The sequence below is a fragment of the Secundilactobacillus paracollinoides DSM 15502 = JCM 11969 genome (assembly GCF_001311135.1).
In the GTDB taxonomy this organism is placed as follows: Bacteria; Bacillota; Bacilli; order Lactobacillales; family Lactobacillaceae; genus Secundilactobacillus; species Secundilactobacillus paracollinoides.
This window is the reverse complement of sequence record NZ_BBAG01000005.1, coordinates 73,452-96,109: the sequence shown is the minus strand read 5'-3', so window position 1 is coordinate 96,109 and position 22,658 is coordinate 73,452. Positions and strand designations below refer to the sequence as shown.

Below are 22,658 nucleotides of genomic sequence, written 5' to 3'. Positions count from 1 at the left end.
TTGTGCGTAAGTTGATAATAAAGAGAAGTACTTATCCATGAAATAGTTAGTCATTTTAAAACAAAACAATCAGTGGCTAATAAGTGTTTTAACGTAAGGATTCTCAAGTGCATTAGCCGTCTTTTCAGCTTCCGCAAATTGAAGTTCGCGACTGACAATGTCTTCGGCGTTGGGCGCATCATAAATATCAAGCTTGTAGTCGATCTCTTTCAAGTTTTCCGCAATGATGCGTTGCTGCTCCAAGATCTTTTCTCGATGGTCGTGAAATAGGCGTTTTCGGTCGTCAATACTTGCTGGGCCAGCCATCACGTCCGCAATGTACTGCCGGATCGCGCTAATTTTCATCCCCGTATTATTCAAACAACAGATCGTGTGGATGATATTGAGATCGCCATCCGTAAATTCACGATAGCCAGCATCGTTTCGAGCGACAAATGGTAATAACCCTTCCTTATCGTAGTAACGCAGTGTGTAAATGGATAAACCAACCTTCTCTGAAACTTCTTTAATTGTGTACGTCATCAATAGACCTCGATTTTTTTCATTAGAGTTGCCATAGAGTGCCCTCTAGGGTTTAGGATAGCCATATCATAAACAATCGTTACGTTAAACGCAACTAAAAAGGAGATCTTTATATGACACAACACGTGCTCGTTACTGGTGGGAATGGTTTCTTAGGCCAACACATTATTTTACAGCTCCTCGATCAGGGGTATCAGGTTCGGACAACACTGCGCACTTTGAATAAGCAAGGCCAAGTGATTGCAACGTTGCAGGCGCATGGTGAGAACACAGATCAGCTTGGTTTTGTTCAGGCCGATTTAAGTCAGGATGCTGGATGGTCGGAAGCAATGGCGGGTATCGATTTTGTGTTAAGTGTTGCCTCCCCTGTCTTCATGACGACTCCCGATGATCCAGAAGAAGTCAGTCGAGCAGCTAAAGTCGGCATTTTACGAATCTTAAAGGCTGCTAACCGAGCTAAAGTTAAGCGAGTGGTCATGACGGCTAATTTTGGGGCCGTAGGTTTCAGTAACCATGATATGAACAGCGTGACAACTGAAAAGAACTGGACTGATCCCAGCGAAAAAGGCATTTCTTTATACGAAAAATCAAAGCTGTTAGCTGAAATGGCAGCTTGGGATTATATTAAACAACCAGACGTACATCTAGAATTTGCGACAATTAATCCAGTCGCAATTCTTGGCAAGGCACTGGATAATCACCTGTCTGGCAGTTTCGGCCTAGTTAAGGGCTTGTTGGATGGGTCTACGAAACGCGTCCCGGACTTGCCCCTGAACGTTGTGGATGTTCGCGACGTTGCCGACCTGCATATTCGCGCTATGGTTACGCCAGAAGCTAACGGGGAGCGCTTTATTGCGACGGAAGACGGCCAGATCTCACTACTGGAAATCGCACAGTTGATCAAGGCGAAACGGCCAGAATTAGCCAGTCAGGTTGCCGATAAGAAGTTACCAAGCTGGATCATCACGCTGGGAGCGCCGTTTAATAAGTCTGCCACTGAGGGCAAGCTGATGATGGCCGTTAACCGAAACGTCAGCAACCAAAAAGCACGCGATGTGTTAGGGTGGACGCCGATCAGTGATAATGAGCAGACGATTTTGGATACGGTGGATGCCATAGAGCGTGAAGGAAAACGGTAGGAAGCGAAATGTAAGCCAACTCTGGAGAAAATGCCTGAACTTGGCATTTTTGCCAGAGTTGGCTTACATGCAGTTTTCTGTTTTCCGAAACGCGTTTCGGCCGCGATGCTAGAAAGACTGAAAAAATTCCGTTGAGGCGAAAGATCACCCTAACGTTTTAATGTCCATAACAAAAACGGCGCCAACTAATTCCCAAATTGGGGGATACAGTTGACGCCGTTTGCGTTTAATAGACCTTCAACCCAAGCTTGTGTTTCATCAACAGAATACGCGCAACCGAAGCATTTAACTGCTTAGTCGAAATCTGTTTCTTAGCAAGTGCATGTTCAACCTTCGGAATGCCTGTTCGATAATCACTGCTGAGAATCACGTCATTGCCAGCTTTGATGGCCGCGACATCACGGTACACATGGTGCTTATTCGCATAAGCTGTAACGGCCCCCATTTGGAGACTGTCGGAAACGATGACGCCCTTAAAGCCAAGGGTCTTTCGAAGAAGGGTAATATCCTTTCTTGAGAGCGATGCCGGCCTCCCCGGATCAATCTTGCTTAAAATGATATGGGTCACCATAATAGAATCCACGCCAGCTTTAATGCCTGCTTTAAATGGCAAAAAATCCTTACTCTCAAAGCTCTTCAAGGAACGATTGACCGCCGCCGCTCCGGTGTGCGTGTCCGCTGCGGCCCCGTATCCCGGAAAATGTTTTAAGGTTGCGGCAACATTGTACTGTTGAATCGCGGGCACAACGTCTTTAATATAGATGGCTGTCTTCGCATAAGATTTGGAAAACGCGCGCGGATAAATAAAGCTGCCGGTTCTTTCAGAAACATCTGCATCAGGGCATAGTTCCAATTGATGCCAAGGGTATGCAGCGTTTTGGCTTCACTCTTATATTCTTTCAGTACTTGCTTCATACCACCCTTTGCGTATGCTTGTCGTGGGGACAGATACGCACTATGCCCAGAGATTGCGCTATTAGAACTTAACCGAGAAACTGTGCCGCCCTCCTGATCAGTTGCGATGGTGAGCGGAATCTTAGCACTTCTTTGATAGCCTTTCAGTCGGTTCTTAAAACTGCTGCGACTACCGACAAAATTATTCCCCATCAAAATGATGCCACCAAGATCATACTGTTTGATTGCATGTTTGGTCGCACTAGCATCATTCGAGACACCCGTCACAAATAATTGCCCCACTTTTTGCTTCGTGGTCATGTGGGCAACTCTACTGGCAATCTTCTGCTCAGCTGTGGTTTTAGCCATTGCATTCGGCACTGTCGAACCAATTAGAAAAGCCACCTCTGCAATCGTTGCTAGGCAAACATCAACTATCCTTCTACTATTAGAACGTTTAATCATAAAGAAACCCTTCTTTTACTAATCTATAATTAACGTTTTAATTATATCAAATTGTTAGACAAATCAATCACTAGTTTCAAAAAATCAGCAAACACGTGTCAATACAGGAATAGTGTGTCATTCGCCAGTTTATTTTCTCGTCAGGATATTTTGACTTGTAAAGCGCTTACAAAAAGTGTAAAGTTAACCCCATAATAAATATTTCACTTACTGGAGGTAAGGAGTAATGACAAAGGTTGCAATGGTTACAGGGAGTGCACAGGGAATTGGTGCTGAAGTGAGTCGTCATTTGGCAAAAGACGGTTATGACATTGCGTTAGCTGATCTGCCCGCCCAAGCTGAAAAAGCCAAAACGGTGATTGCTGGCGTCGAGGCAGCCGGTCAAAAGGCGATTTTCGTGCCCGTTGACGTGACTGACCAGCAAGCGGTTGCTGATGCTGTCAACGAAGCTGCTGATAAACTGGGTGGCTTTGACGTTATGGTCAACAATGCCGGGGTTGCAAAAGTGGATAAGCTTGAAGATATCAAACCTGCTGACTTGGAATTCAGTTACAAGATCAACGTGTTTGGTGTTATCTACGGCATCCAAGCTGCTGCCAAGAAGTTCAAGGAACTGGGCGTTGCCGGCCGTATCATCAACGCTTCATCCATTGCGGGCATGCGCGCTTTTCCTGTTTGGGCAACCTACTCCTCAACGAAGGCCGCTGTCATTAGTATTACCCAAGCCGCTGCCTTAGAATTTGCGGCTGACCACATTAACGTCAACGCCTATGCACCAGGTGTTGTTGGCACCACTGGTATGTGGGATGACATTGACAAGAAGATGTCTGAGATCAACGGCAAGCCACTGGGTCAAAATAAGAAGGACTATGTCGGTACTATCCCACTAGGCCGGACCGTTGAACCAAATGATATTGCAAACATGGTGTCATTCTTGGCTGGCCCTACTTCTGAATTTATTACGGGGCAAACGTACGCTGTGGATGGTGGCGGTATCCTGTAAACACGCTTCAACCGATAATCAAACTAGCATAAAAAAGCGATGCCATGTGACATCGCTTTTTTGTGCTAGTTTTCTGTGGTAAACCGGATGTAACTGCGATCATCAAATGAGTTGTTTCCAGCTCGCAATCCCTTGGTGGAGGGGAATTGTTGGTAACACAGCGGATCATTTTGAATCACGTCTGCCAGTCCAACTTCAGTCGTATCCAGATCCTTTTGAATTTGTGGGTACCCATCACTGGCCAGTGCAATTTCCTGAGGGTTATCTTCAAGCTTGACGACCTGAATCAAACTATCTGGAATCGGTGTCCCGTTAAAAATGGCATACCCAAAGTCGGTGCCAGCTTCATTTGCAAAGTTTGTTGCCTTTAGGATCCAAGGCAGAATCTCAGTTCTGCTTGGGTCCTCCCCCGTCATGTAATCTTGTGGTATCGCTTTAGTTGTCTGAAAGTTTGTCGTGAGGATGAGACTGCGCATTTGCGACAAAACAACATCGCTCTTTTTGGGCGTTACAAGCACTTGCCCGTTAACATATGCCTGGCAATCTCCAATAAACCACAGTTCGTTGAAGTGGTTTGAGTAAATCACACTGACGGCTTGAAGCCCCTGACTAACAATGTCATCAGTAAACGTGACGTCCTCATAGAAATCGGCAAACTTCTGGTTAACCCGGGAAATAATTTCCGGTAATGTTGTTTCTTCCGGACATTCGGCTAACACCTGAGCAACAAGTGTTGACGCCCACTTCCCCGTTGTTTTTCGTTGGTAGCTAAAATCTGACTTAGATGTGACTCCGTCAACGATAGCCACGAAGTTATCATTAGCAACAATGGTGTCTTCGCATAACGTATCATTGATTTTACCACGTAGAAACTGTTCGATTATTTTCACGTCATCGCCCTCTTTTGTCAAAAATGGTTCGACTCCAGCATAGTTGATGCGTGACAAAATAACCAGTCGGGTGTTTATGAATTTTGACGATTGTACCGCGCATAGCGAATTTCGCGATAGATGACGATTGCAATTGGAGGATCATCAGAATTAATGCACTATCTAAAGCCATCCAGTGCAGCCAAAGCGAAACGCCACCTAGGGCAATTGCAACGACACTGAGTCCGTAGAGTACAGGACGCCGTTTAGTCCACCGTGTCCACCGCTCTTCCGGCGTCTTCACATCTGAAATAAATGATTCTAGTCTGAGCAATGCCCCAATGTTAATAAATCCCATCAGAAGCATGATACCGCGGTCATACAGTGCACTGATATTAAACATCAGCGCAATCAAGAACAAAACATCAATTACCAGCAATAGTGTCGTAACAGGACTCAATCGCTTTAAAACGTCTTCTTTTTTTAAATAAGCTTTCATATCATTATCCTCCTTGATAAGGGTATCCAGTGAAATCCCGTAGTAGTCGCTTAATGCGACCAGACTATCGATATCGGGATAACTATGCCCCGTTTCCCAACTGGATATCGTTTGCCGTGAAACACTCAGTGTCTCTGCAACGGTCTGCTGTGTTAATTGTTTTTCTGTGCGTGCACGCTTTAATTGTTCGCCAACTTGCATGATTAAAATCTGCCTTTCCCCATATGGATGAGCTTAATATACTCCCTAGGATACCATTTACCTAGCCAAGATTCTAAGCATGCCGGTATATCAACGTTTGGAAGCATTATTTTCAACTTCAAGTCCTCAAAATAAACTTGGAATCGGCGCCTTATCGGTCATTGCAACCGTTTGCATTAAATGCTACGATGAACCATGAAAGGTCCACCAACTCACAAATCTAATGTAAAAGCGAGACGATTATGATGACGCAACCATTACCCAACTATGATCAGGACGGTCAAACAATAACTCTGTCCTTCCTTGACCAAAAATTACAACTCACTATTATTACCCAGGAAATAATTCGCGTTTTTGAATTCCGTGGCGATAAGTCTTCGTCCTATGCGATTGAAGGTGAAAAGCAACAGCCAACTGACTTCACGTTTAACACAGTGAATAATCAGTACATTCTCAAAACAGCAGCACTAACGCTAAAAATTGATACTGCCGGCCATTTAGACGCCTACGATGCCCATGACAACCCGCTCGTTCTCGATTATCGCGGCGACCGTCACCTGCTTGATAAAGGTATCGATAAGGTCCATCAAAAATTGGTTGAAGCTGAAGGACATAACGTTACTGACGCAACTGCAACGAGCAATACTGCCTATTACGAAGTTGTTAAAACGCTAAATGCTGATGAACAGTTTTACGGTTTAGGCGATAAGACCGGCTATCTGAACAAACGCGGATTCGAATACGATAACTGGAATACGGACAATCCCGAACCACACCTGGAGAACTTTACCCGACTCTATAAGTCCATTCCAATCCTTTATGGATTAAACGCAGGACATCCGTTTGGCCTGTTCTTTGACAACCCCTACCGCAGCCATTTCGACCTTGGCAAGGAAGATCCTAACTACTACTTCTACTCTGCAGTCGATGGCAATTTAGACTACTACATCATTGGCGGTCACTCGTTGAAACAAGTTGTCACCAATTACACCTACCTCACTGGACGCGTCCCGTTACCACAGAAATGGACACTTGGGTATCAGCAATCGCGCTGGGGCTATAGTGAATCCGAAGCTGAAGTTCAAGAGCTGGCCGATAATTTTGAAAAATACGACCTTCCCTGTGACGCCATACACTTCGATGTCGACTACATGGAAGGCTACCGGGTATTTACCTGGGATCAGGCAAAATACCCCTCAGGACCGCAGAATTTCGTTGCTAGCTTGCGGAAACGAGGCATTAAGGTCGTTCCAATTATCGATCCCGGCGTAAAAAAGGATCCTGGCTACACCATATACGATGACGGCATCAAACATAACTACTTCGTTAAAACACCTGAAGGCGACGTCTACGTGAATAAAGTCTGGCCCGGCGATGCCGTTTTCCCCGACTTTGGTCGTCAAGCTGTCCGTGACTGGTGGGCGAATAATCAGCACTTCTTAGTTAAACTAGGTGCAGCCGGTGTCTGGAACGATATGAACGAACCGGCGTCGTTTGCCGGTGAAATTCCTGAAGATGTTGTGTTTAGCGACCATGATGAACCGTCAACGCACAAGAAGATGCATAACGTTTATGGTCATAACATGGATCAAGCAACCTATACTGGGTTAAAACAACTGCAGGGCAAACGACCGTACGTCATTACCCGGGCTGCTTATGCCGGAACACAAAAGTACGCTACCGTTTGGACCGGCGACAACCACAGTATCTGGCCGCACCTGCAGCTCATGATCCCGCAGCTTTGCAATTTAGGCTTAGCGGCTTCTCGTTTGCTGGTACAGACATCGGCGGCTTTGGGTCTGACGCCCAGCCAGAACTATTGACCCGCTGGATCGAAGCCGCCATTTTCAGCCCACTATTGCGGAACCATAGTGCAATGGGAACGCGCCATCAAGAGCCTTGGATCTTCGGGGAACCGACCCTGTCAATTTATCGGAAATATTTGCAATTACGTTACCATTTCATTCCGTATCTGTACGATTTGTTCGCTCAGGAAGCGCAAAATGGGTTACCAATCATGCGGCCACTAGTGCTCGAGTACCCAAATGACGCCAAAGTGCGAAATCTAGACGATGAATACATGGTCGGTGACAGCGTCTTAGTTGCCCCAATTGTTGAAAAGGCTAAGGATAAGCGGCTGGTCTACCTGCCTGCCGGTAACTGGATCAACTTTTGGAACAATCGTGAATACGCCGGAAACCAGGAGATCGTGGCTGATGCACCGTTGGACACACTTCCCCTGTTCATTAAGAAGAATACGTTATTACCTTGGGGAAAAGTCGTTACCCATATCAGCGACGCATCCGATACAGAAATGACGTTTAACCTATTTGGCGATTCTGGGACATACACCCACTATCAAGATAACGGGACTGACTTTAAGTACCAGGATGGTGAATTTAACCAGTATGCTGTTTCGGTGACGGATGGTGTGCCTGCTGTGACGCTAGTGCATCATGGGTTTAATGCTGTTTATCAACATGTTTATGTTGCGTTGGCTGACCGCGTTGTTGCGTTTTCTTTTGATGGCAATGACGGTTATGTTGTTGCGTGATTTTGGATAGCAAAAGGCGCCGATGCTCTTGAATAGAGTATCGGCGCCTTTTACTATTTTTTTGGCTACTAATTTCTCTTTTTACTTATTTCTCTTTTACATAGCCGAAACGTGCTCCATGGGGCAAGGGGCGGCCATGTAAGGGACTCTGGCAAAAAATCCAGGCCCAGGATTTTCTGCCAGAGTCCCTTACATTCTGCCCCTTAACCGCCCCATTCCGCACTCTAACAGTTATTTAGCAGAATTCACAGTAGCTTCTTGCTTGGAAGCATCCTTACGACGCATTTCCATTTCAATTTCTTCAAGCGTCTTCCCACGGGTTTCTGGCACCATGTAGATGACAAAGAAGATTGAAACGATTGAGAAGAAACCGAAGACGGCGAATGGGCCACCAACGTTGTTATGGAACATGCTCAACAATACCAAGAAGAATTGAGAAACGATAAAGTTCCCGATCCAGTTAGCAGCTGACCCGATTGAGTTCCCGATCCCACGAACGTTCAATGGGAAGATTTCACCAATCATTAACCAGCAAATTGGACCCCATGAAACGGCGAAACCGAAGATGTAAAAGGCAATCAGAATCATGGTTGGAACGGCCGCTGCTTTAACACTTAACGTGAAGTTCAAAACAGCTAAGATCCCGATTGAAATCGTCATAACGATCGATCCAAATAACAGGATGGTCCGACGATTGAACTTGTCCATGATCTGGTAAGCCAACAACGTGCAGACGAAGTTCACGATCCCGATCCCAACAGAGATCCAGATGGCGCTGCCCTCAGCAAAGCCGAATCCTTTAATGAACACTTGTGGCAAGAAGTAAATGACAGAGTTAATCCCAACTAATTGTTGCAGAAGCATTAAACCAATCGCAACAATAACGGCTGGACGGGCAAACGTGAAGAGTTCATGAATCCCACCCTTTGGCTGGTTAGCAACTTTTTGAATGTCAGACAATTCCTTGTCTGGATCTTCATCGGTGTTTTTACGCAGATCGTGCAACACGTCGCGTGCTTCATCGATCTGACCCTTTTCAACTAAGTAACGTGGTGATTCAGGCAAGATCAACGACCCGATAAAGAGTAAGGCGGCAGGAATCAAAGCTGACCCGAGCATCCAACGCCAATCACGGATGCCTAACAGGTTATGACCCAAGAAGCCTAAGTTTGAAACGTAAGCTAACAGAATCCCTAACGTAATCATCAGTTGGAACATTGTCCCAAGGGAACCACGGTGCGGCGCATCAGCTAATTCTGCAAGGTATGCGGGTGTTAAAGCTGAAGCGGACCCAACGGCGAAACCCAAGATGATCCGGGCGGTAATCATTGAAATGAATCCAACAGATACCATTGATAGACCTGAACCAATCAAGAACAGAATAGAAGAATAATAACAATAACCGTTTCCGACCAAAGCGATCGGATAAGGACCAATCGATAGGGCCCCAATTGAAGATCCAATCAACACTGACGAGGTAATGAACCCCGTTTGCTCAATGTTCAAATGGAAGTTGCTTTCGATAAGCGAAGACGCCCCAGAAATAATACCAGTATCAAACCCAAATAACAGGCCGCCTAGAGCACCGAAAACAAAAATGAAAAATGTGCTTAAGTGTCTAGCTCGCATAAAAATCTCTCCTAACCAAAAGTAAATGATAGCTTTCAACGTTTCCAATTGTAATCCCTTACATGTAATTTGCAAGCGATTTCATTTACTAAATTAGCTAAAAGGCAGAAATGTTGGTTTTGGGATACCTAATAATTTTTGCTTATAAAAAGTGTGCTATTTCACAATATCGTAAATCGTTTTAAATTTTATAGTGCCAAACTCCGGCATGCCAGTAATACATTAACCATTCACAAAGTATAGCTTAGGTTTAGGCGGACACCATTTCCGCCATGATTAAAAATGAAATTTATGTATCCGCTTTCATAATTTGAAAATAATTTGTCAATAATTATTAAAACGTCCATCAATGATTATGGATTGTCACTACTTTGTAACATAATTAATTGGTCCATACCTCAATCTTTTTTGAATTATTTTTCAGCTTAATGCACACTTGTTCAATAAATTGGTCCCAATCAACACATTCTGCGCATAGTGGTGTCTACAACGTGGACGACAATGAAGATAATTCTAATACTGGCCTGATTTTAATGTTTAACACTATACTTATCCGGACACCTCGACGGACGTCAAAAAACGAGGATCGTTTACCCTGCCAATCTTTGCGCTACTAATAAAACCTTATTTCAAAAAGGAGTACTGTTTACAGTTTCTGAACAGTACCCCTTTTTATTCTAAAAAAGTTCGTTTTTCCTTTCGCCTGACTTGTGACACAGAAGCTTATCTGATAATATGTAAGAATTGTCAAAAACAAATACTAAATGTGACGTTTAAAAAACACCAAAAAGTGAGGTATATCATTGCTAACTGTAAATAATGTGTCCATGACCTTTTCCGACCATAAATTGTACGATGACGTTAACTTAAAATTCACGCCAGGCAACTGTTATGGCATTATCGGTGCCAATGGTGCCGGTAAATCAACCTTTCTGCATATTTTAGAGGGGCAATTGACGCCCACCACTGGGACCGTTTCAATGGGGCCTAATGAGCGGATGAGCAGTCTCAAACAAGACCATTTTGCCTTTGATGATCAAACTGTCATGAACACCGTATTGCAGGGACATGAACACCTCTACGAAGTGATGACAGAAAAGGATGCGCTCTACGCGAAACCCGATTTCTCAGATGCAGACGGGATTAAAGCCGCCGAACTGGAAGGCGAATTTGCCGAGATGGACGGTTGGAACGCTGAAAGTGATGCCAGCCAGCTGTTGCAATCCATGGGTATTCTTGAAGATCGACACCAAAGTTTGATGAAGGATCTCTCCGAAAACGACAAGATCAAGGTCTTATTAGCCCAGGCGCTATTTGGCAAGCCTGACGTTTTACTGTTAGACGAACCAACAAACGGGTTGGATCCGCTGACCATTAACTGGCTGGAAAATTTCCTAGCTGATTACGATAACACCGTCTTAGTCGTTTCCCATGACCGTCATTTCTTGAACGCCGTCTGCACGCACATGTGTGACGTTGATTTCGGTAAGATCGAACTCTTCGTCGGCAACTACGACTTCTGGCTGCAGTCTTCTCAATTGGCTCTAAAGTTGAAGTCACAAGCAAAACGCGAAAAAAGAAGAACAGATCAAGCAACTGCAAGAATTTATCGCACGATTCTCTGCGAACGCTTCAAAGTCCAAGCAGGCCACTTCTCGAAAGAAACAACTCGACAAGATCACGCTGGATGATATTAAGCCAAGTTCACGGAAATACCCGTTCATTAAATTCACACCAGAACGCGAATTAGGAAACGACTTCGTGCGCGTTGAAAATATCAGTAAAACAATCGACGGCGTACAGGTCCTATCCAACGTCAGTTTCATCCTGCGTCCCGGTGATAAAGCGGCGATTATTTCACGCTCGGACGTTGCAACCAGCACGCTCATGCAGATCATTGCTGGTACCATGGCACCCGACACCGGTACTGTGACTTGGGGTGTCACGACTGAACGTGCATCAATGCCTAAGGATCTGAATCCCGAATTCAGCGACGAAAGCCTCAACATTTTAGAATGGCTGCGACAGTATGCCAGCAAGGAAGAAAGTGACAACACCTTCTTACGCGGTTTCTTAGGGCAAATGCTGTTCCGTGGCGATGATGTTTTGAAGCAGGTCACGGTCCTTTCTGGGGGCGAAAAAGTCCGCAGTTACCTCTCTAAACTTATGTTAACTAAGGCGAACGTCCTATTACTGGATGACCCGACTAACCATTTGGATCTTGAAAGTATCACCAGTCTAAACGACGCGCTGATCGGTTTTCCAGGCTCAATGGTCTTCACCAGTCATGACCACCAGTTTATTGAAACGATTGCTAACCACATTATTGAAGTGGGACCAAAGGGCGTTGTCGATAAGGCTGACACGACCTACGATGATTTTATTAACCATGAAGTTGCCCAAAAACAGGTTGAAGCGATTTACTAATCGTTTGACTATGCTAAAAAAGAAAAAGGAATCCGGCAAGTTAGTCGGGTTCCTTTTTTGATTCTTGCAATGACGTTACTATCTTTCCCTGCACCATAGTTGAACACTTTAGTTATCGAGGATAAACCTATGAATCCCATTTCCGACCCCGTCATGTTCGTTATCATCGGTAATGCGCTCAGCCCCGGCCTTAACTTCATCAAGACCGTTACCCATAACGATCGGCATGCCCACTAATTTCAGCATTGGCAAATCATTTGGGCCATCGCCAAACGCTGCCGTGTCCTTCAGATCCAGCTGTTCGTGCTTCGCAATAAATAGGACACCACGTGATTTTTTTGCGGTCTCATTTGTAATATCTAAGAAGACGTGACTAGATGCTTGAACCGCTGCACCCGGGAGGTCAGCTTCGTTTAACAACGTCATAACGCCCTGCATGACACGATAATCTAAAATTGTGAATGTGATTTTATAAATCGTTGGTGTATCCGCAATCAGTTCGGCTGTCGGTCTGACGATTGGGGCGTGTGGCATGATCTTGCCAAGGTGTTCAACGCCATCGTCTACCTGCGTAACATACCAATTATTGAGGTCGTACAGACTAATGCCGACTTGCGGAAACTGTGCTGTCACAAGCGTCAATATCTTACGAACGACATCGTCGGCAATCGGGCGGTCTTCAATGACCTCTGGCTGACCGTCAACCATTCGGTAGATTAGTCCACCATTGAAACCCACCTGTGGTGCGGTTAACTGCAGAGCGTCAATCGCTGCTGCCATCTGTCTGGGCGAGCGAGCGGAAACCAGTGTAATGGGAATGTTAGCGTCCTGAATCAGCGCCTGGTTTGTGGCCGATAAATCGCCCTTGTCGTTTAACAAGGTCCCATCCATATCAGAAAATATATGCTTAATCATGAAGTAGATCCTCTCAATTCTCGTAATCTCTCTTGTCAGTCTTCACAATTGTAGCAAATTTTGACTGGGCGGTACACCTTGGTTAAAAACAACGCAACGTTATTTTCTAAAACCATGGTCTTGTGAAAATAAGAATCAATTTTGTAATGCGATATTCTTCAGAAATTGCTGCCGGTCCTCAGGCGTTATTGTGTTAATATTTCCCAAATGATGCCAGCTGATTTTTTGAGATGAAATTCCTAAATCACGAAAGACGGTGTTGATCAATGACTGCCGAATGGGGTCACCGTAGTCCTGTTCCAGCGCCTGCTGACTCACTTCAGAAGTCGTGATAACAGTGACGTGATCCAACCACGTCATTAATCCGTGCCAGTCCTCATTCTCACTGGAATACGCAAAGCCTTTAAGCATGACCTTGTCAAAGAATCCCTTGACGATACCAGGTAAATTCGACCACCAGATTGGGGCAATCAAATACAGATCATCGGTGTTCTGCAACTGTTGCTGATAGTCTTTCACCAGTTGATAAGGGGTATCACCCTTACTGAAAGCCTTTAGTTCTGCTTGACTGTATACAGGATCAAAGTGATCCGCGTACAGGTCAATAACCTGATAGGCATCACCGTTTTGTTGAAACTTCTGAGTTAGTGTCGTTAAAATTGCGTGGTTGAAACTTTTCTCCCATGGATGTGCGTAGATAATTGTCTTCATGTTAGTCCCTCCTGCTTGCTTATCGAATACCCAAATTGTATGGTGGGTGTACGGATTAAACAAGTACGGTAATGAAGGAGAGTGTGGCAGATTGCCCATTTCATCTGATTTTAGAAAGGATTATTTTATGGCAGATCAACTCGAGTACGTACGCAACATTAACATCCCCGAAACTGGCTTTGGATACACTCTGGGACTCATCGGCGGTAAATTCAAGATGCCGATTCTTTACTGTCTTTCCTTAAACAACGGTCCTATGCGCTACAATGCTATTAAGCGCACGTTAGGTACCGTATCGTTTAAGAGTCTAACAAATTCCTTGCGTGAATTAGAACGTGATGGTCTTATTTCCCGGGAAATTTTTGATCAAGTCCCGCCTAAAGTTGAATATCAGTTAACTGGACTGGGAACGTCTTTGATTCCAGTCATGGATGCCCTCTGTGTTTGGGGTGAAACCCATGATTCTTCACAAGTAAACGGTGTCAAGTGCAAGATTGATTAGGTAACAGAGCGTTATCTTTTATCAGCTCCATGTTTCGCACTATTTTCACAATTTTTTGTTTTATTAAAAAAGCACGCTGAACCAGCGACCTATCAACTGTTACTCGCCTCTTTGAAAGCCATTCCAACAAACTTCATCTTAAACACGCCATCCATTGGTTTAATGCGCTTCAGCGTGGTTTTTCGACCAGTGCTCAATTTCTAAAGCAGCAATAGCTTCCAGTTGAAATTTGAAAGTGCATGCTGTAACATGACCTGTGACAACTGAATAGATTTCTTCGGGGCAGGGTGAAATTCCCGACCGACGGTAACAACCGAGTGTACCTCTCGAGTTGAAGTCCGTGACCCGCGTTTTAGCGGTGGACCCAGTGCAAGTCTGGGACCGACAGTGATAGTCTGGATGGGAGAAGAAAAATGGATTTAATTTCGCATCGTTTTTGACGTGCTTATTTTGTGCACGCACTAACTCGGATGAGATCTCATTTAGCTTTCAAACTTCGGCCTCGCTTAACTGCGGGGCCTTTTTTTGTGAGGTGAATCAAGATCAACGATCAACAATTAATGGCAAAAGCCATTGCAGCAGCACGTAACGGTATTACCCATACATGGACGAATCCCGTTGTTGGCGCCGTTATAGTGAAAAATAATCAGCTCCTGGCAACTGGTTATCATCATCGCTTCGGTGACATGCACGCGGAGATCAATGCGCTCAGCCATCTTCAAGATATCAACGATGCTCGTGGTGCCACCATGTACGTTACCCTCGAGCCTTGTAGTCACTACGGTAAAACACCACCATGTGCAAAACGACTCGTCGAAGTTGGTATTAAACGCGTCGTTATCGGCCAGCAAGACCCCAATCCGCTAGTCAGCGGTCACGGCATCGCGATTCTCAAGGCTGCCGGTATCGCCGTAACAGTTCTAAACAAAACGGCTGACCTGAACGTCGCCTATACCTTTTTTTATCAGCATCACCGGCCGCTGGTCACGCTCAAGTATGCCACGAGTATGGACGGCAAACTCAACGATGGGTCTAAGACGCGCACGCTGTTGACTGGAAAACCCGCGTACCATGACAGCCAAACATTACGGTTACATCAGCAAGCCATTCTCATTGGCGAGACAACACTGACTGTTGATGATCCGCAACTAACCGTGCGTGACACAACACCCGACTTTCCGCCGATTCGTATCATTCTGGTTAATAATGCCGCTGATTTAAACCGCAATGCTACAGTGTTTCAATCAGATGCCCCACTTTGGATTTTGTGTCGCCAATCAACTGAGCAGCAGAAATGGCCCGATTTCGTTTCAGTTTTCACAGATCCTACCCGGGCACCGCAAACGATCATGCAATTATTGTACGAACAGGGCGTTCAATCCCTGCTGATCGAAGGTGGCGCACACACTCAGGCTGCCTTTAGCACTGCCGGATTAGTGGACCGCCTTGTCGTTTACGTGGCACCGCTAATTCTGGGTGGTTCTGACCTGCCAGCCATTTGGGGCACAGGTTGCAAACAACCACTCCCCTTCGACCTTACAGCAACGACGCAACTTGGTAACGACACTCGGTTTGACCTCAGGAGGCAATGACATGTTTACAGGCATTATTCAAGACGTAGGCACCATCACAAGCCTGCACTGGCAGGCAGAGCATGCACAACTCACGATTGAAACACCACTGACGGAAAAAATTCACAGCAAAATTGGTGACAGTATTGCCGTTGACGGTATCTGCTTGACCATTACCGACCTGACGCCCAGTCAGTTTAGCGCGGACGTCATGCCAGAGACTGTACGCCGGACAAACTTGGCCACGCTCACGGTCGGTGGCCACGTCAACCTTGAACCGGCGCTACTCGTCACAGATCGCCTCGACGGACATTTCGTTCTCGGACACGTAGATACAACAGCAAAACTCGTCCAAAAAGTGCAAGATCAGACTGCCGTCACGCTCTCATTTGAATTTCCAGCACGCTACCAAACATACTTGATTGAAAAGGGATCAGTCGCTATCAACGGCGTCAGTTTAACCATTACGGCTGTTTCAAAACAACAGTTCAGCGTCAGTCTTATTCCCCATACCATGGCAGAGACCATGCTAGGCGATCTTGAGACCGGCGACTTCATCAATCTCGAAACCGATATTCTTGGTAAATATCTGATCAACCAACAGGAGGTCCTTGCTCATGAGTAGTACTTCAGAATCGATTATTAACCGGGTGGAAACCGCCCTTGAAACTTTAAAAAATGGTCAGTTGATCATCGTTACCGACGACGACCATCGTGAAGCTGAAGGCGACATGGTGGGATTAGCGCAGTATGCGTCCGGTGACACCGTACGAACCATGGTGACTAATGCACGCGGGCTGTTGTGCGTACCGATGACCCAAGAAATTGGCGAACGCTTGGTCTGACGCCGATGGTCGCTAATGCATCAGATGCATATGGCACCGCCTTTACGATCAGTACCGATGCCAAAACGACATCGACTGGCATTTCAGCGTTTGATCGTGCCGACACCATCCGCCAACTCGCCGACCCAGCATCACAACCTGGCGCCTTCTACCATCCCGGGCACATTTTCCCGTTGATTGCTAAAGAGCGGGGCGTCATGGCCCGCGGTGGGCACACCGAAGCAGCTGTCGACCTGGCCAAACTAGCAGGCGCCACCCCGGTTGCCTACATCTGTGAGATCCTGCAAAAAGATGGCCACATGGCGCGACGCCGTGAGCTAAAACCATTTGCAGAGGGTATTCAAATGCCTCTGATTTCAATTCAAGACATCAAGCAATACCGGTACATGAAAGACCGCGGCATTGCCGAATTGATCACCAGTGTTAAACTGCCCACAAAGTACGGCGATTTTCAGCTAGAAGCCTACGATACACAAGATGGGCACGAACCAACGCTGCTCATTTCAAAGGGTCAGATTCAGCCAAACGAGCCACTGCTCCTCAGGCTGCATTCCGAATGCCTGACTGGCGACATTCTTGGTTCCAAGCGCTGCGACTGCGGCGAACAGCTTGCGACTGCGTTAAGAGCCATTGAAAAAGCTGGCCATGGCGCTGTCATTTATCTGCGGCAAGAAGGCCGCGGCATCGGCTTAGCCAATAAACTACGCGCCTATAAGTTGCAGGAAGAAGGCCTTGATACCGTCGAAGCAAACGTTCATTTAGGCTTTGAACCAGATGAGCGCGACTACGGATTAGTCGCTGCTCTGCTGCACAAAAAGCAGGTTCACGACGTCACACTCATGACGAATAATCCGGATAAGATGACCCAACTTGAAGCGCTGGGCATCACATTAGATGACCGTTTACCGATTGAAACGCCCGTTCAACCGGAAAGCCGCCATTATCTTGAAACGAAAAAACACAAAATGCACCACCTACTTAAGGAGGTTCAGTAATCATGAACACGTATACAGGAAAAATTAGCGGCGCACATCAACGCATCGGTATTGTGGTCGTCCAGTTCAATGATCTCGTCACAACTCGCCTTTTAAACGGCGCTTTAACCGCCCTCAAACAGTTTGGCGTTGCCGATACCGATATCACAGTCACCTGGGTTCCGGGTGCTTTGGAACTGCCAAGAGCCGCAAAACTGATGGCCGCATCCGGCAAGGTCGATGGCATCATTGCCCTTGGTGCAGTCGTCCGGGGTGAAACCTCCCACTATGACTATGTCTGTGCCAACACAGCTTCAGGATTAGCAGACGTCTCGTTAAACGGTAGCGTGCCGGTCATGTTCGGCGTGCTTACAACTGACACCATGGACCAGGCCATGAATCGAGCTGGTGGTAAAGCCGGTAATAAGGGTAGCGAGTGTGCGAGTGGTGTCCTCGAAATGATCCACCTAGGGGACTGGATCGCACAACAATTGCACTGCCCGTTGCACAGAAGAGTTGGCGACCGCCGACTCTTTTTTGTTGGCCAGCGATCCATCTAGCCAACACTATCTGGATGATCGTCTGATTTAAAAAGGGTTAAATCCGCAGCCTGTCGCACGTTAAATCCCAGTACACGGCTAATCAAATTCATTTTGAAATTGGTCTTTACCAAACCTTTACACTGGGTGTCAAAACCTTTACATAAGACTAACTCTATCTTTACATAGCTCATGTAAGCTGTACTCATATCCAAAACTAACCCCACAAGGAGCTTACATGATGAAAATTTTCAAACGTTCGTTACTCGCTGCCGGCATGGTCGGTGTTGCCCTCTCTGCCGCAGGGTGCCAATCAGCAGATTCAACCGGTGAATCTGCAAGCAACAAGTCCCTCTCAGTTGTTTTCTTGCCAAGTGATTCTGCTAAGGAGGCAACTGCAGCGCGAACATCCGTCGCAAAAGCGCTAAGCAAGGCAACCGGCAAGAAAGTGACCGTCAAGACGACGACCGACTATAACGTCGCCGTGCAAGCCATCGCTTCCGGTAAAGCACAGATTGCGATGATGGGCGCTGAAGCTACATCCAAGCCCACAAACAAAGCAAGGACGTGGTGCCGATCATGACCCACTCCGGCAAGTCGGGGACCCTCTCTTACGCGCAATACCGAAGCTACATTATGGTGCCAAAGGACAAAGCCGCTTCCTACAAGGTAAACGGTAAGTACGATATTCATAAGATCAAGGGCAAGCGAATGTCATTTGTCTCTAACACCTCGACTTCTGGTTTCGCCATTCCAGCTGGTGCCCTGCAACAAACCTTTAAGCTAAAGAGTAAGGACGACCTGTCTCAAAACGGCAAGTTCTTCTCAAAGGTGCTGTTTGGCGGGTCTCACCAAGGATCAGCGGTCAATCTATTAAAGGGTGACGCTGACGTGGCTGCCTTTGATGATACCGACTTGGTTCAATACGGTAAGTTCACCAATGACGCCTCAAAGGTTGGTGCTGACTTTAAGATCAACAAGGACGCTGCCGCTCCGTTTGACGCTGTTCGTGGAAAAGAAAGCATTGCGCTTGCAGTTTACCCCGTTCAAAACGAACCAGTGGTCGTGAACAAAAAGGGTGTGACGCAAAAAGAAATCAATAAGATCGTCAAGGTCTTTACCAGTAAACAAGTCACTAACGACAAGAAGTTCTTCGCACCCGCAGACGCCAAGGTTCGAGGTATGTTCACGAAGGACGGCGACACCCGTTTTATTGCAATCAGCGATAAGTGGTATGCCCCAACCCACAAGATCTTAGGGGAATAAAGATTAACTGAGAAGGAAGGAATTCCCGTGTTAGAAGTCAAACATTTGATGAAAAGCTACGATGGTCAAAAACGGTCGCTCACCGACGTCTCATTCAGCGTTGCAACGGGAGAGGTGGCAGCTATTATCGGTCCCTCTGGTGCTGGTAAAACCACCATTTTACGCAGTATTAACCAGTTGATCACCGATGATGAGGGTCAGGTCCTGCTAAACGACTTGGATCTCAGACAACTCAACCGGTCACAATTACGTCAAGCACGGCGCAATATCGGGATGATCTTTCAAAACTATAATTTGATCGAACCGTTGACCGCAATTGAAAATGTTCTTCACGGCTGTTTAGGCAGTAAATCAACCCTTGCCGGTATTTTTTCACTCTATCGTCAATCTGAAAAAGAAGAGGCCCTTCAGCTCTTAAATAAGGTTGGTCTTGGCAACTTTGCCTATCAACAATGTCGTCATCTAAGTGGTGGTCAGAAGCAACGGGTTGGCATTGCGCGGGCACTCATGCAACATCCAAAAATGATTCTGTGTGATGAACCAATTGCGTCACTGGACCCAAAGTCCTCAATTCTTGTTATGGAAACGTTACGTCAGTTGGCCATAGATGATCATATTTCAGTCTTAGTCAACTTGCATCAGGTCGATATCGCACGGGATTACACTGATCACATTATCGGAATCAATAGTGGTCAAGTGGTCTTTGACGATACCGCTGAGGCACTAACGGATACAGCTGCCGCTCAGATCTATCGCAAGGATCTGGTTCCTAGTGAGGAGGCACTCGCATGACACCAAAGGCTTTGACAATCAGCCGTTTTTTCTTCAAAAAACGCCTTCACCTAACCATGCTAGTCCTAATTTTGGACTTGCTTACGGCGTGGCATCCGTTGGTCTTGGATTTCAAACAAGTGCGCTATTCCATGCTCAAGATGGCGTGATCTGGTTAATTCACAACTTCATCCCGAATGCGGAATCAACCCAGTATTGGCAGGACATCCTTCACCAGCTGATTCGAACCTTCCTGATCGCTGTATCGTCAACGACCTGCGCAGCAATCATCTCGCTGTTCCTAGCGGCTCTCGGTGCTAACACCCTTAGTATCAACAATGCTGTCACTTGGGTCATCCGTAGCTTTTCTTCACTAATGCGTAACATTCCCATTGTTGCTTGGGCAATGATCCTGCTGTTTTCGTTCAAGCAAAATGACCTCACTGGCTTCTTAGCGTTATTTTTTATGACCATGGGGTTTCTAACACGGGCATTCATGGAAACGATTGAGGACTTTGGCACTGATAAGATCGAAGCACTGCAAGCAACGGGTGCCAACTATCTTCAGGTCATTTTCCAGGGACTGCTCCCTGAAATTGCGGCTGCCTTACTCTCATGGGTACTCTACATGATTGAAAATAACATTCGCGACGCCACCCTCGTTGGTCTGCTGACAGGTACGGGAATTGGTTCATCTTTGACCTCTATTTCAAGGGCATGCGTTATGGTGCAGCCGGTCTGGTTGTCCTAGCCGTTATCATTCTCGTTGTCGCTGTTGAAGTTATTTCTAATCTCATCGGGAGGTTAATTGCATGATCAAACCAGAAAAGCAACTCACAATGCCCACCCCAATGGCTCAGGGACCGCAATTTAAAGTGCCATTACGGTTTAGAGATCGCCGCCGCGTGACCATTTACCTCACCCTTCTCGCACTCGCGTACCTCACACTAACAACCTTACCCACCATGGTACCCGAACAGCTTGACCTGCTTGCAGCAAGTCAAACGTTCCTTCAAAACATTCAGATTATGTTTTTCCATCCCGCGCTAAGTAACACAACGTTTGTCCAGTTGTTACAAGCACTGTTAGAAAGTGTGCTGCTCGCCCTTTTAACAACAATGCTTGGTGCGATTATCGCTTTTGGCTTGGCTGTGATCAGCTTTCGCCAATTTGTTCCAGCTTGGATCGGATTAGGCATTCAAAGTTTTATGGCGTTGATCCGGGCGATTCCTAACGTTTTGTGGGTACTGATCTACAGTGTCGTTTTTGGTCTTGGTGCCAACGCCGCAGTTATCGGCCTCACATTTCTCAGTGTTGCCTATCTCACTAAGGTCTACACCGACAGTATGGACGAACTCGCACCAGACGCCATTGAGACCATGCGCGCAATGGGGCTCAAAAATGGGCCGATTATTCGCCAAGCGTTGATTCCTAACTTCATCCCAAGTTTTCTAAGTTGGACGTTTATCCGCTTTGAAATTAACTTTGCGGACGCGGTCGCTGTAGGGGCAGCCGCCGGTGCTGGCGGCATTGGCTACCAGCTCTTCATGTCCAGCAGCTTCTACTTTAATTTTCACGAAGTGGGCGTTATTGTCTACCTGATTCTCGTCTTCGCCATCCTGCTTGAAATTGCCTCTTACCAACTGCGTAAGCGCGTAATGGGCAACCAATAACTCACTCACCAATAGGAGGATCTCTCATGATCGAAGCACTTGTTTTAGACTGGGCCGGCACCACCATCGACTATGGTTGTCTGGCACCAGTATCATCCTTTAAAAAGGCGTTTGCGCACTTTGGTATCACGATCAGTGAACCGCTCATCCGACAGGACATGGGCCTTGATAAGCAGACTCATATTCAAAAAATGCTGAACGACCCTGACATTCAGGCAAGTTGGCAGGAGCATCAAGCTGATGTCCCCTTAACCGAGGCAGGCAAACGCATTTACAGTCAGTTTCAAACTGAAGTCAAGGCTGTTCTGGCAGAAACGGCAACGTTAAAGCCTGGGATGAACGACTTAATTGCCTTTGCGGAAGACCACAACATCAAGCTTGCGACCACTACGGGATACACGCAGGCAATGCTGGATCAAGTCTTACCTGAAGCAGCGCGTCAAGCTACCGCCCGGCTTACAACATCACATCTGAACAGACCGACCATGTCGCCGTCCAGCTCCCGATATGTTGCAACTCGCCATGACTAAATTAGGCTTATCTGATCCATCAAAGATCATCAAGATCGGCGACTCTGTTAGCGATATTTTAGAAGGAAAGAATGCTGGCGCCATTTCTGTTGGCGTAACTGAAGGCAGCAGTCTCATCGACCTGTCTGAAACACAATTTACCCAACTACCAATTCAGGA

At 46.3% G+C, this 22,658-nt stretch carries 16 protein-coding genes, 7 pseudogenes and 1 riboswitch; of the genes and pseudogenes, 16 read left to right on the top strand and 7 right to left on the bottom strand.

The features are described 5' to 3' along the window. Positions 1–69: 69 nt before the first annotated feature. Positions 70–522 (bottom strand): MerR family transcriptional regulator, encoded by a 453-nt coding sequence (locus tag JCM11969_RS03715; protein WP_054708398.1) that lies wholly within the window; start codon positions 520–522, stop codon positions 70–72. Between the two features lie 113 nt (positions 523–635). Here JCM11969_RS03715 and JCM11969_RS03710 point away from each other — a divergent pair, with 113 nt between their 5' ends. Continuing rightward, positions 636–1,661, top strand: a complete 1,026-nt coding sequence (locus JCM11969_RS03710; RefSeq protein WP_054708396.1) for an SDR family oxidoreductase — start codon at positions 636–638, stop codon at positions 1,659–1,661. Between the two features lie 226 nt (positions 1,662–1,887). Here the strand turns inward: JCM11969_RS03710 and JCM11969_RS03705 are convergent. Continuing rightward, positions 1,888–2,876 (bottom strand): annotated as a pseudogene (locus tag JCM11969_RS03705) (glycoside hydrolase family 3 N-terminal domain-containing protein). Positions 2,877–3,246: 370 nt separating this feature from the next. Here JCM11969_RS03705 and JCM11969_RS03700 point away from each other — a divergent pair. Continuing rightward, positions 3,247–4,023, top strand: a complete 777-nt coding sequence (locus JCM11969_RS03700; RefSeq protein ID WP_054708393.1) for an acetoin reductase — start codon at positions 3,247–3,249, stop codon at positions 4,021–4,023. Positions 4,024–4,088: 65 nt separating this feature from the next. Here JCM11969_RS03700 and JCM11969_RS03695 read toward each other — a convergent pair whose 3' ends face one another. Together JCM11969_RS03695 and JCM11969_RS16975 are read right to left on the bottom strand one after the other, a co-directional pair. Continuing rightward, positions 4,089–4,934, bottom strand: a complete 846-nt coding sequence (locus tag JCM11969_RS03695) for a hypothetical protein (RefSeq protein ID WP_083215468.1) — start codon at positions 4,932–4,934, stop codon at positions 4,089–4,091. Continuing rightward, positions 4,915–5,592, bottom strand: a complete 678-nt coding sequence (locus JCM11969_RS16975; RefSeq protein WP_082409165.1) for a helix-turn-helix domain-containing protein — start codon at positions 5,590–5,592, stop codon at positions 4,915–4,917. Before JCM11969_RS16975 ends, JCM11969_RS03695 begins: the two co-directional genes overlap by 20 nt. A gap of 245 nt (positions 5,593–5,837) precedes the next feature. On the opposite strand from JCM11969_RS16975, the pseudogene JCM11969_RS03685 reads away from it, so the two are divergent. After that, positions 5,838–8,146 (top strand): annotated as a pseudogene (locus JCM11969_RS03685) (glycoside hydrolase family 31 protein). 231 nt (positions 8,147–8,377) lie between these two features. Here the strand turns inward: JCM11969_RS03685 and JCM11969_RS03680 are convergent. Next, positions 8,378–9,775, bottom strand: a complete 1,398-nt coding sequence (locus JCM11969_RS03680) for a sugar porter family MFS transporter (RefSeq protein WP_082409164.1) — start codon at positions 9,773–9,775, stop codon at positions 8,378–8,380. 803 nt (positions 9,776–10,578) lie between these two features. On the opposite strand from JCM11969_RS03680, the pseudogene JCM11969_RS03675 reads away from it, so the two are divergent. Next, positions 10,579–12,202 (top strand): annotated as a pseudogene (locus tag JCM11969_RS03675) (ABC-F family ATP-binding cassette domain-containing protein). A gap of 108 nt (positions 12,203–12,310) precedes the next feature. Here JCM11969_RS03675 and JCM11969_RS03670 read toward each other — a convergent pair. Both JCM11969_RS03670 and JCM11969_RS03665 read right to left on the bottom strand, forming a co-directional pair. Then, positions 12,311–13,117: an HAD family hydrolase gene (locus JCM11969_RS03670; protein WP_054708387.1), complete on the bottom strand. Its 807-nt coding sequence runs from the start codon at positions 13,115–13,117 to the stop codon at positions 12,311–12,313. Between the two features lie 135 nt (positions 13,118–13,252). Next, positions 13,253–13,828, bottom strand: a complete 576-nt coding sequence (locus tag JCM11969_RS03665) for an NAD(P)H-dependent oxidoreductase (protein ID WP_054708384.1) — start codon at positions 13,826–13,828, stop codon at positions 13,253–13,255. 127 nt (positions 13,829–13,955) lie between these two features. Here JCM11969_RS03665 and JCM11969_RS03660 point away from each other — a divergent pair, with 127 nt between their 5' ends. The 12 genes and pseudogenes from JCM11969_RS03660 to JCM11969_RS19630 form a co-directional block, all read left to right on the top strand. Next, positions 13,956–14,330 carry a winged helix-turn-helix transcriptional regulator gene (locus JCM11969_RS03660; RefSeq protein WP_054708381.1) on the top strand — a complete coding sequence of 125 codons (375 nt, stop codon included), beginning with the start codon at positions 13,956–13,958 and terminating at the stop codon, positions 14,328–14,330. 269 nt (positions 14,331–14,599) lie between these two features. Continuing rightward, positions 14,600–14,745, top strand: a riboswitch (FMN riboswitch). A gap of 121 nt (positions 14,746–14,866) precedes the next feature. After that, positions 14,867–15,922, top strand: a complete 1,056-nt coding sequence (gene ribD, locus JCM11969_RS03655; protein WP_369523187.1) for a bifunctional diaminohydroxyphosphoribosylaminopyrimidine deaminase/5-amino-6-(5-phosphoribosylamino)uracil reductase RibD — start codon at positions 14,867–14,869, stop codon at positions 15,920–15,922. Between the two features lies 1 nt (position 15,923). Further along, positions 15,924–16,526 carry a riboflavin synthase gene (locus JCM11969_RS03650; protein WP_054708374.1) on the top strand — a complete coding sequence of 201 codons (603 nt, stop codon included), beginning with the start codon at positions 15,924–15,926 and terminating at the stop codon, positions 16,524–16,526. Further along, a pseudogene (gene ribA / locus JCM11969_RS03645) lies at positions 16,519–17,741 on the top strand (GTP cyclohydrolase II). Before JCM11969_RS03650 ends, ribA begins: the two are co-directional and overlap by 8 nt. A gap of 2 nt (positions 17,742–17,743) precedes the next feature. Beyond that, positions 17,744–18,190: pseudogene (gene ribH, locus JCM11969_RS03640) on the top strand (6,7-dimethyl-8-ribityllumazine synthase); the annotation flags it as partial. A 307-nt stretch (positions 18,191–18,497) separates the two neighbouring features. Next, positions 18,498–19,525, top strand: a pseudogene (locus JCM11969_RS03635) (phosphate/phosphite/phosphonate ABC transporter substrate-binding protein). A 27-nt stretch (positions 19,526–19,552) separates the two neighbouring features. Further along, complete coding sequence (gene phnC, locus JCM11969_RS03630; RefSeq protein WP_082409162.1) at positions 19,553–20,317, top strand: phosphonate ABC transporter ATP-binding protein; 765 nt, start codon at positions 19,553–19,555, stop codon at positions 20,315–20,317. After that, positions 20,314–20,466: a hypothetical protein gene (locus tag JCM11969_RS18635; protein ID WP_225353114.1), complete on the top strand. Its 153-nt coding sequence runs from the start codon at positions 20,314–20,316 to the stop codon at positions 20,464–20,466. The genes phnC and JCM11969_RS18635 overlap by 4 nt, the downstream gene beginning before the upstream one ends. Continuing rightward, positions 20,463–21,047 (top strand): ABC transporter permease subunit, encoded by a 585-nt coding sequence (locus JCM11969_RS03625; RefSeq protein ID WP_225353113.1) that lies wholly within the window; start codon positions 20,463–20,465, stop codon positions 21,045–21,047. The genes JCM11969_RS18635 and JCM11969_RS03625 overlap by 4 nt, the downstream gene beginning before the upstream one ends. Positions 21,048–21,108: 61 nt before the next feature. Continuing rightward, positions 21,109–21,969 (top strand): PhnE/PtxC family ABC transporter permease, encoded by an 861-nt coding sequence (locus tag JCM11969_RS03620; protein ID WP_054708371.1) that lies wholly within the window; start codon positions 21,109–21,111, stop codon positions 21,967–21,969. A 26-nt stretch (positions 21,970–21,995) separates the two neighbouring features. Further along, positions 21,996–22,499 carry a hypothetical protein gene (locus tag JCM11969_RS03615; RefSeq protein ID WP_054708368.1) on the top strand — a complete coding sequence of 168 codons (504 nt, stop codon included), beginning with the start codon at positions 21,996–21,998 and terminating at the stop codon, positions 22,497–22,499. Continuing rightward, positions 22,477–22,551 (top strand): annotated as a pseudogene (locus JCM11969_RS19630) (hypothetical protein); the annotation flags it as partial. The gene JCM11969_RS03615 and the pseudogene JCM11969_RS19630, both read left to right, overlap by 23 nt. Positions 22,552–22,658 lie beyond the last annotated feature (107 nt).

Coding starts and splice junctions, on each gene's coding strand:
- JCM11969_RS03715 (WP_054708398.1), bottom strand. CDS start 522: ATGACGTACACAATTAAAGAAGTTTCAGAGAAGGTTGGTTTATCCATT.
- JCM11969_RS03710 (WP_054708396.1), top strand. CDS start 636: ATGACACAACACGTGCTCGTTACTGGTGGGAATGGTTTCTTAGGCCAA.
- JCM11969_RS03700 (WP_054708393.1), top strand. CDS start 3,247: ATGACAAAGGTTGCAATGGTTACAGGGAGTGCACAGGGAATTGGTGCT.
- JCM11969_RS16975 (WP_082409165.1), bottom strand. CDS start 5,592: ATGCAAGTTGGCGAACAATTAAAGCGTGCACGCACAGAAAAACAATTA.
- JCM11969_RS03680 (WP_082409164.1), bottom strand. CDS start 9,775: ATGCGAGCTAGACACTTAAGCACATTTTTCATTTTTGTTTTCGGTGCT.
- JCM11969_RS03670 (WP_054708387.1), bottom strand. CDS start 13,117: ATGATTAAGCATATATTTTCTGATATGGATGGGACCTTGTTAAACGAC.
- JCM11969_RS03665 (WP_054708384.1), bottom strand. CDS start 13,828: ATGAAGACAATTATCTACGCACATCCATGGGAGAAAAGTTTCAACCAC.
- JCM11969_RS03660 (WP_054708381.1), top strand. CDS start 13,956: ATGGCAGATCAACTCGAGTACGTACGCAACATTAACATCCCCGAAACT.
- JCM11969_RS03650 (WP_054708374.1), top strand. CDS start 15,924: ATGTTTACAGGCATTATTCAAGACGTAGGCACCATCACAAGCCTGCAC.
- JCM11969_RS18635 (WP_225353114.1), top strand. CDS start 20,314: ATGACACCAAAGGCTTTGACAATCAGCCGTTTTTTCTTCAAAAAACGC.
- JCM11969_RS03620 (WP_054708371.1), top strand. CDS start 21,109: ATGATCAAACCAGAAAAGCAACTCACAATGCCCACCCCAATGGCTCAG.
- JCM11969_RS03615 (WP_054708368.1), top strand. CDS start 21,996: ATGATCGAAGCACTTGTTTTAGACTGGGCCGGCACCACCATCGACTAT.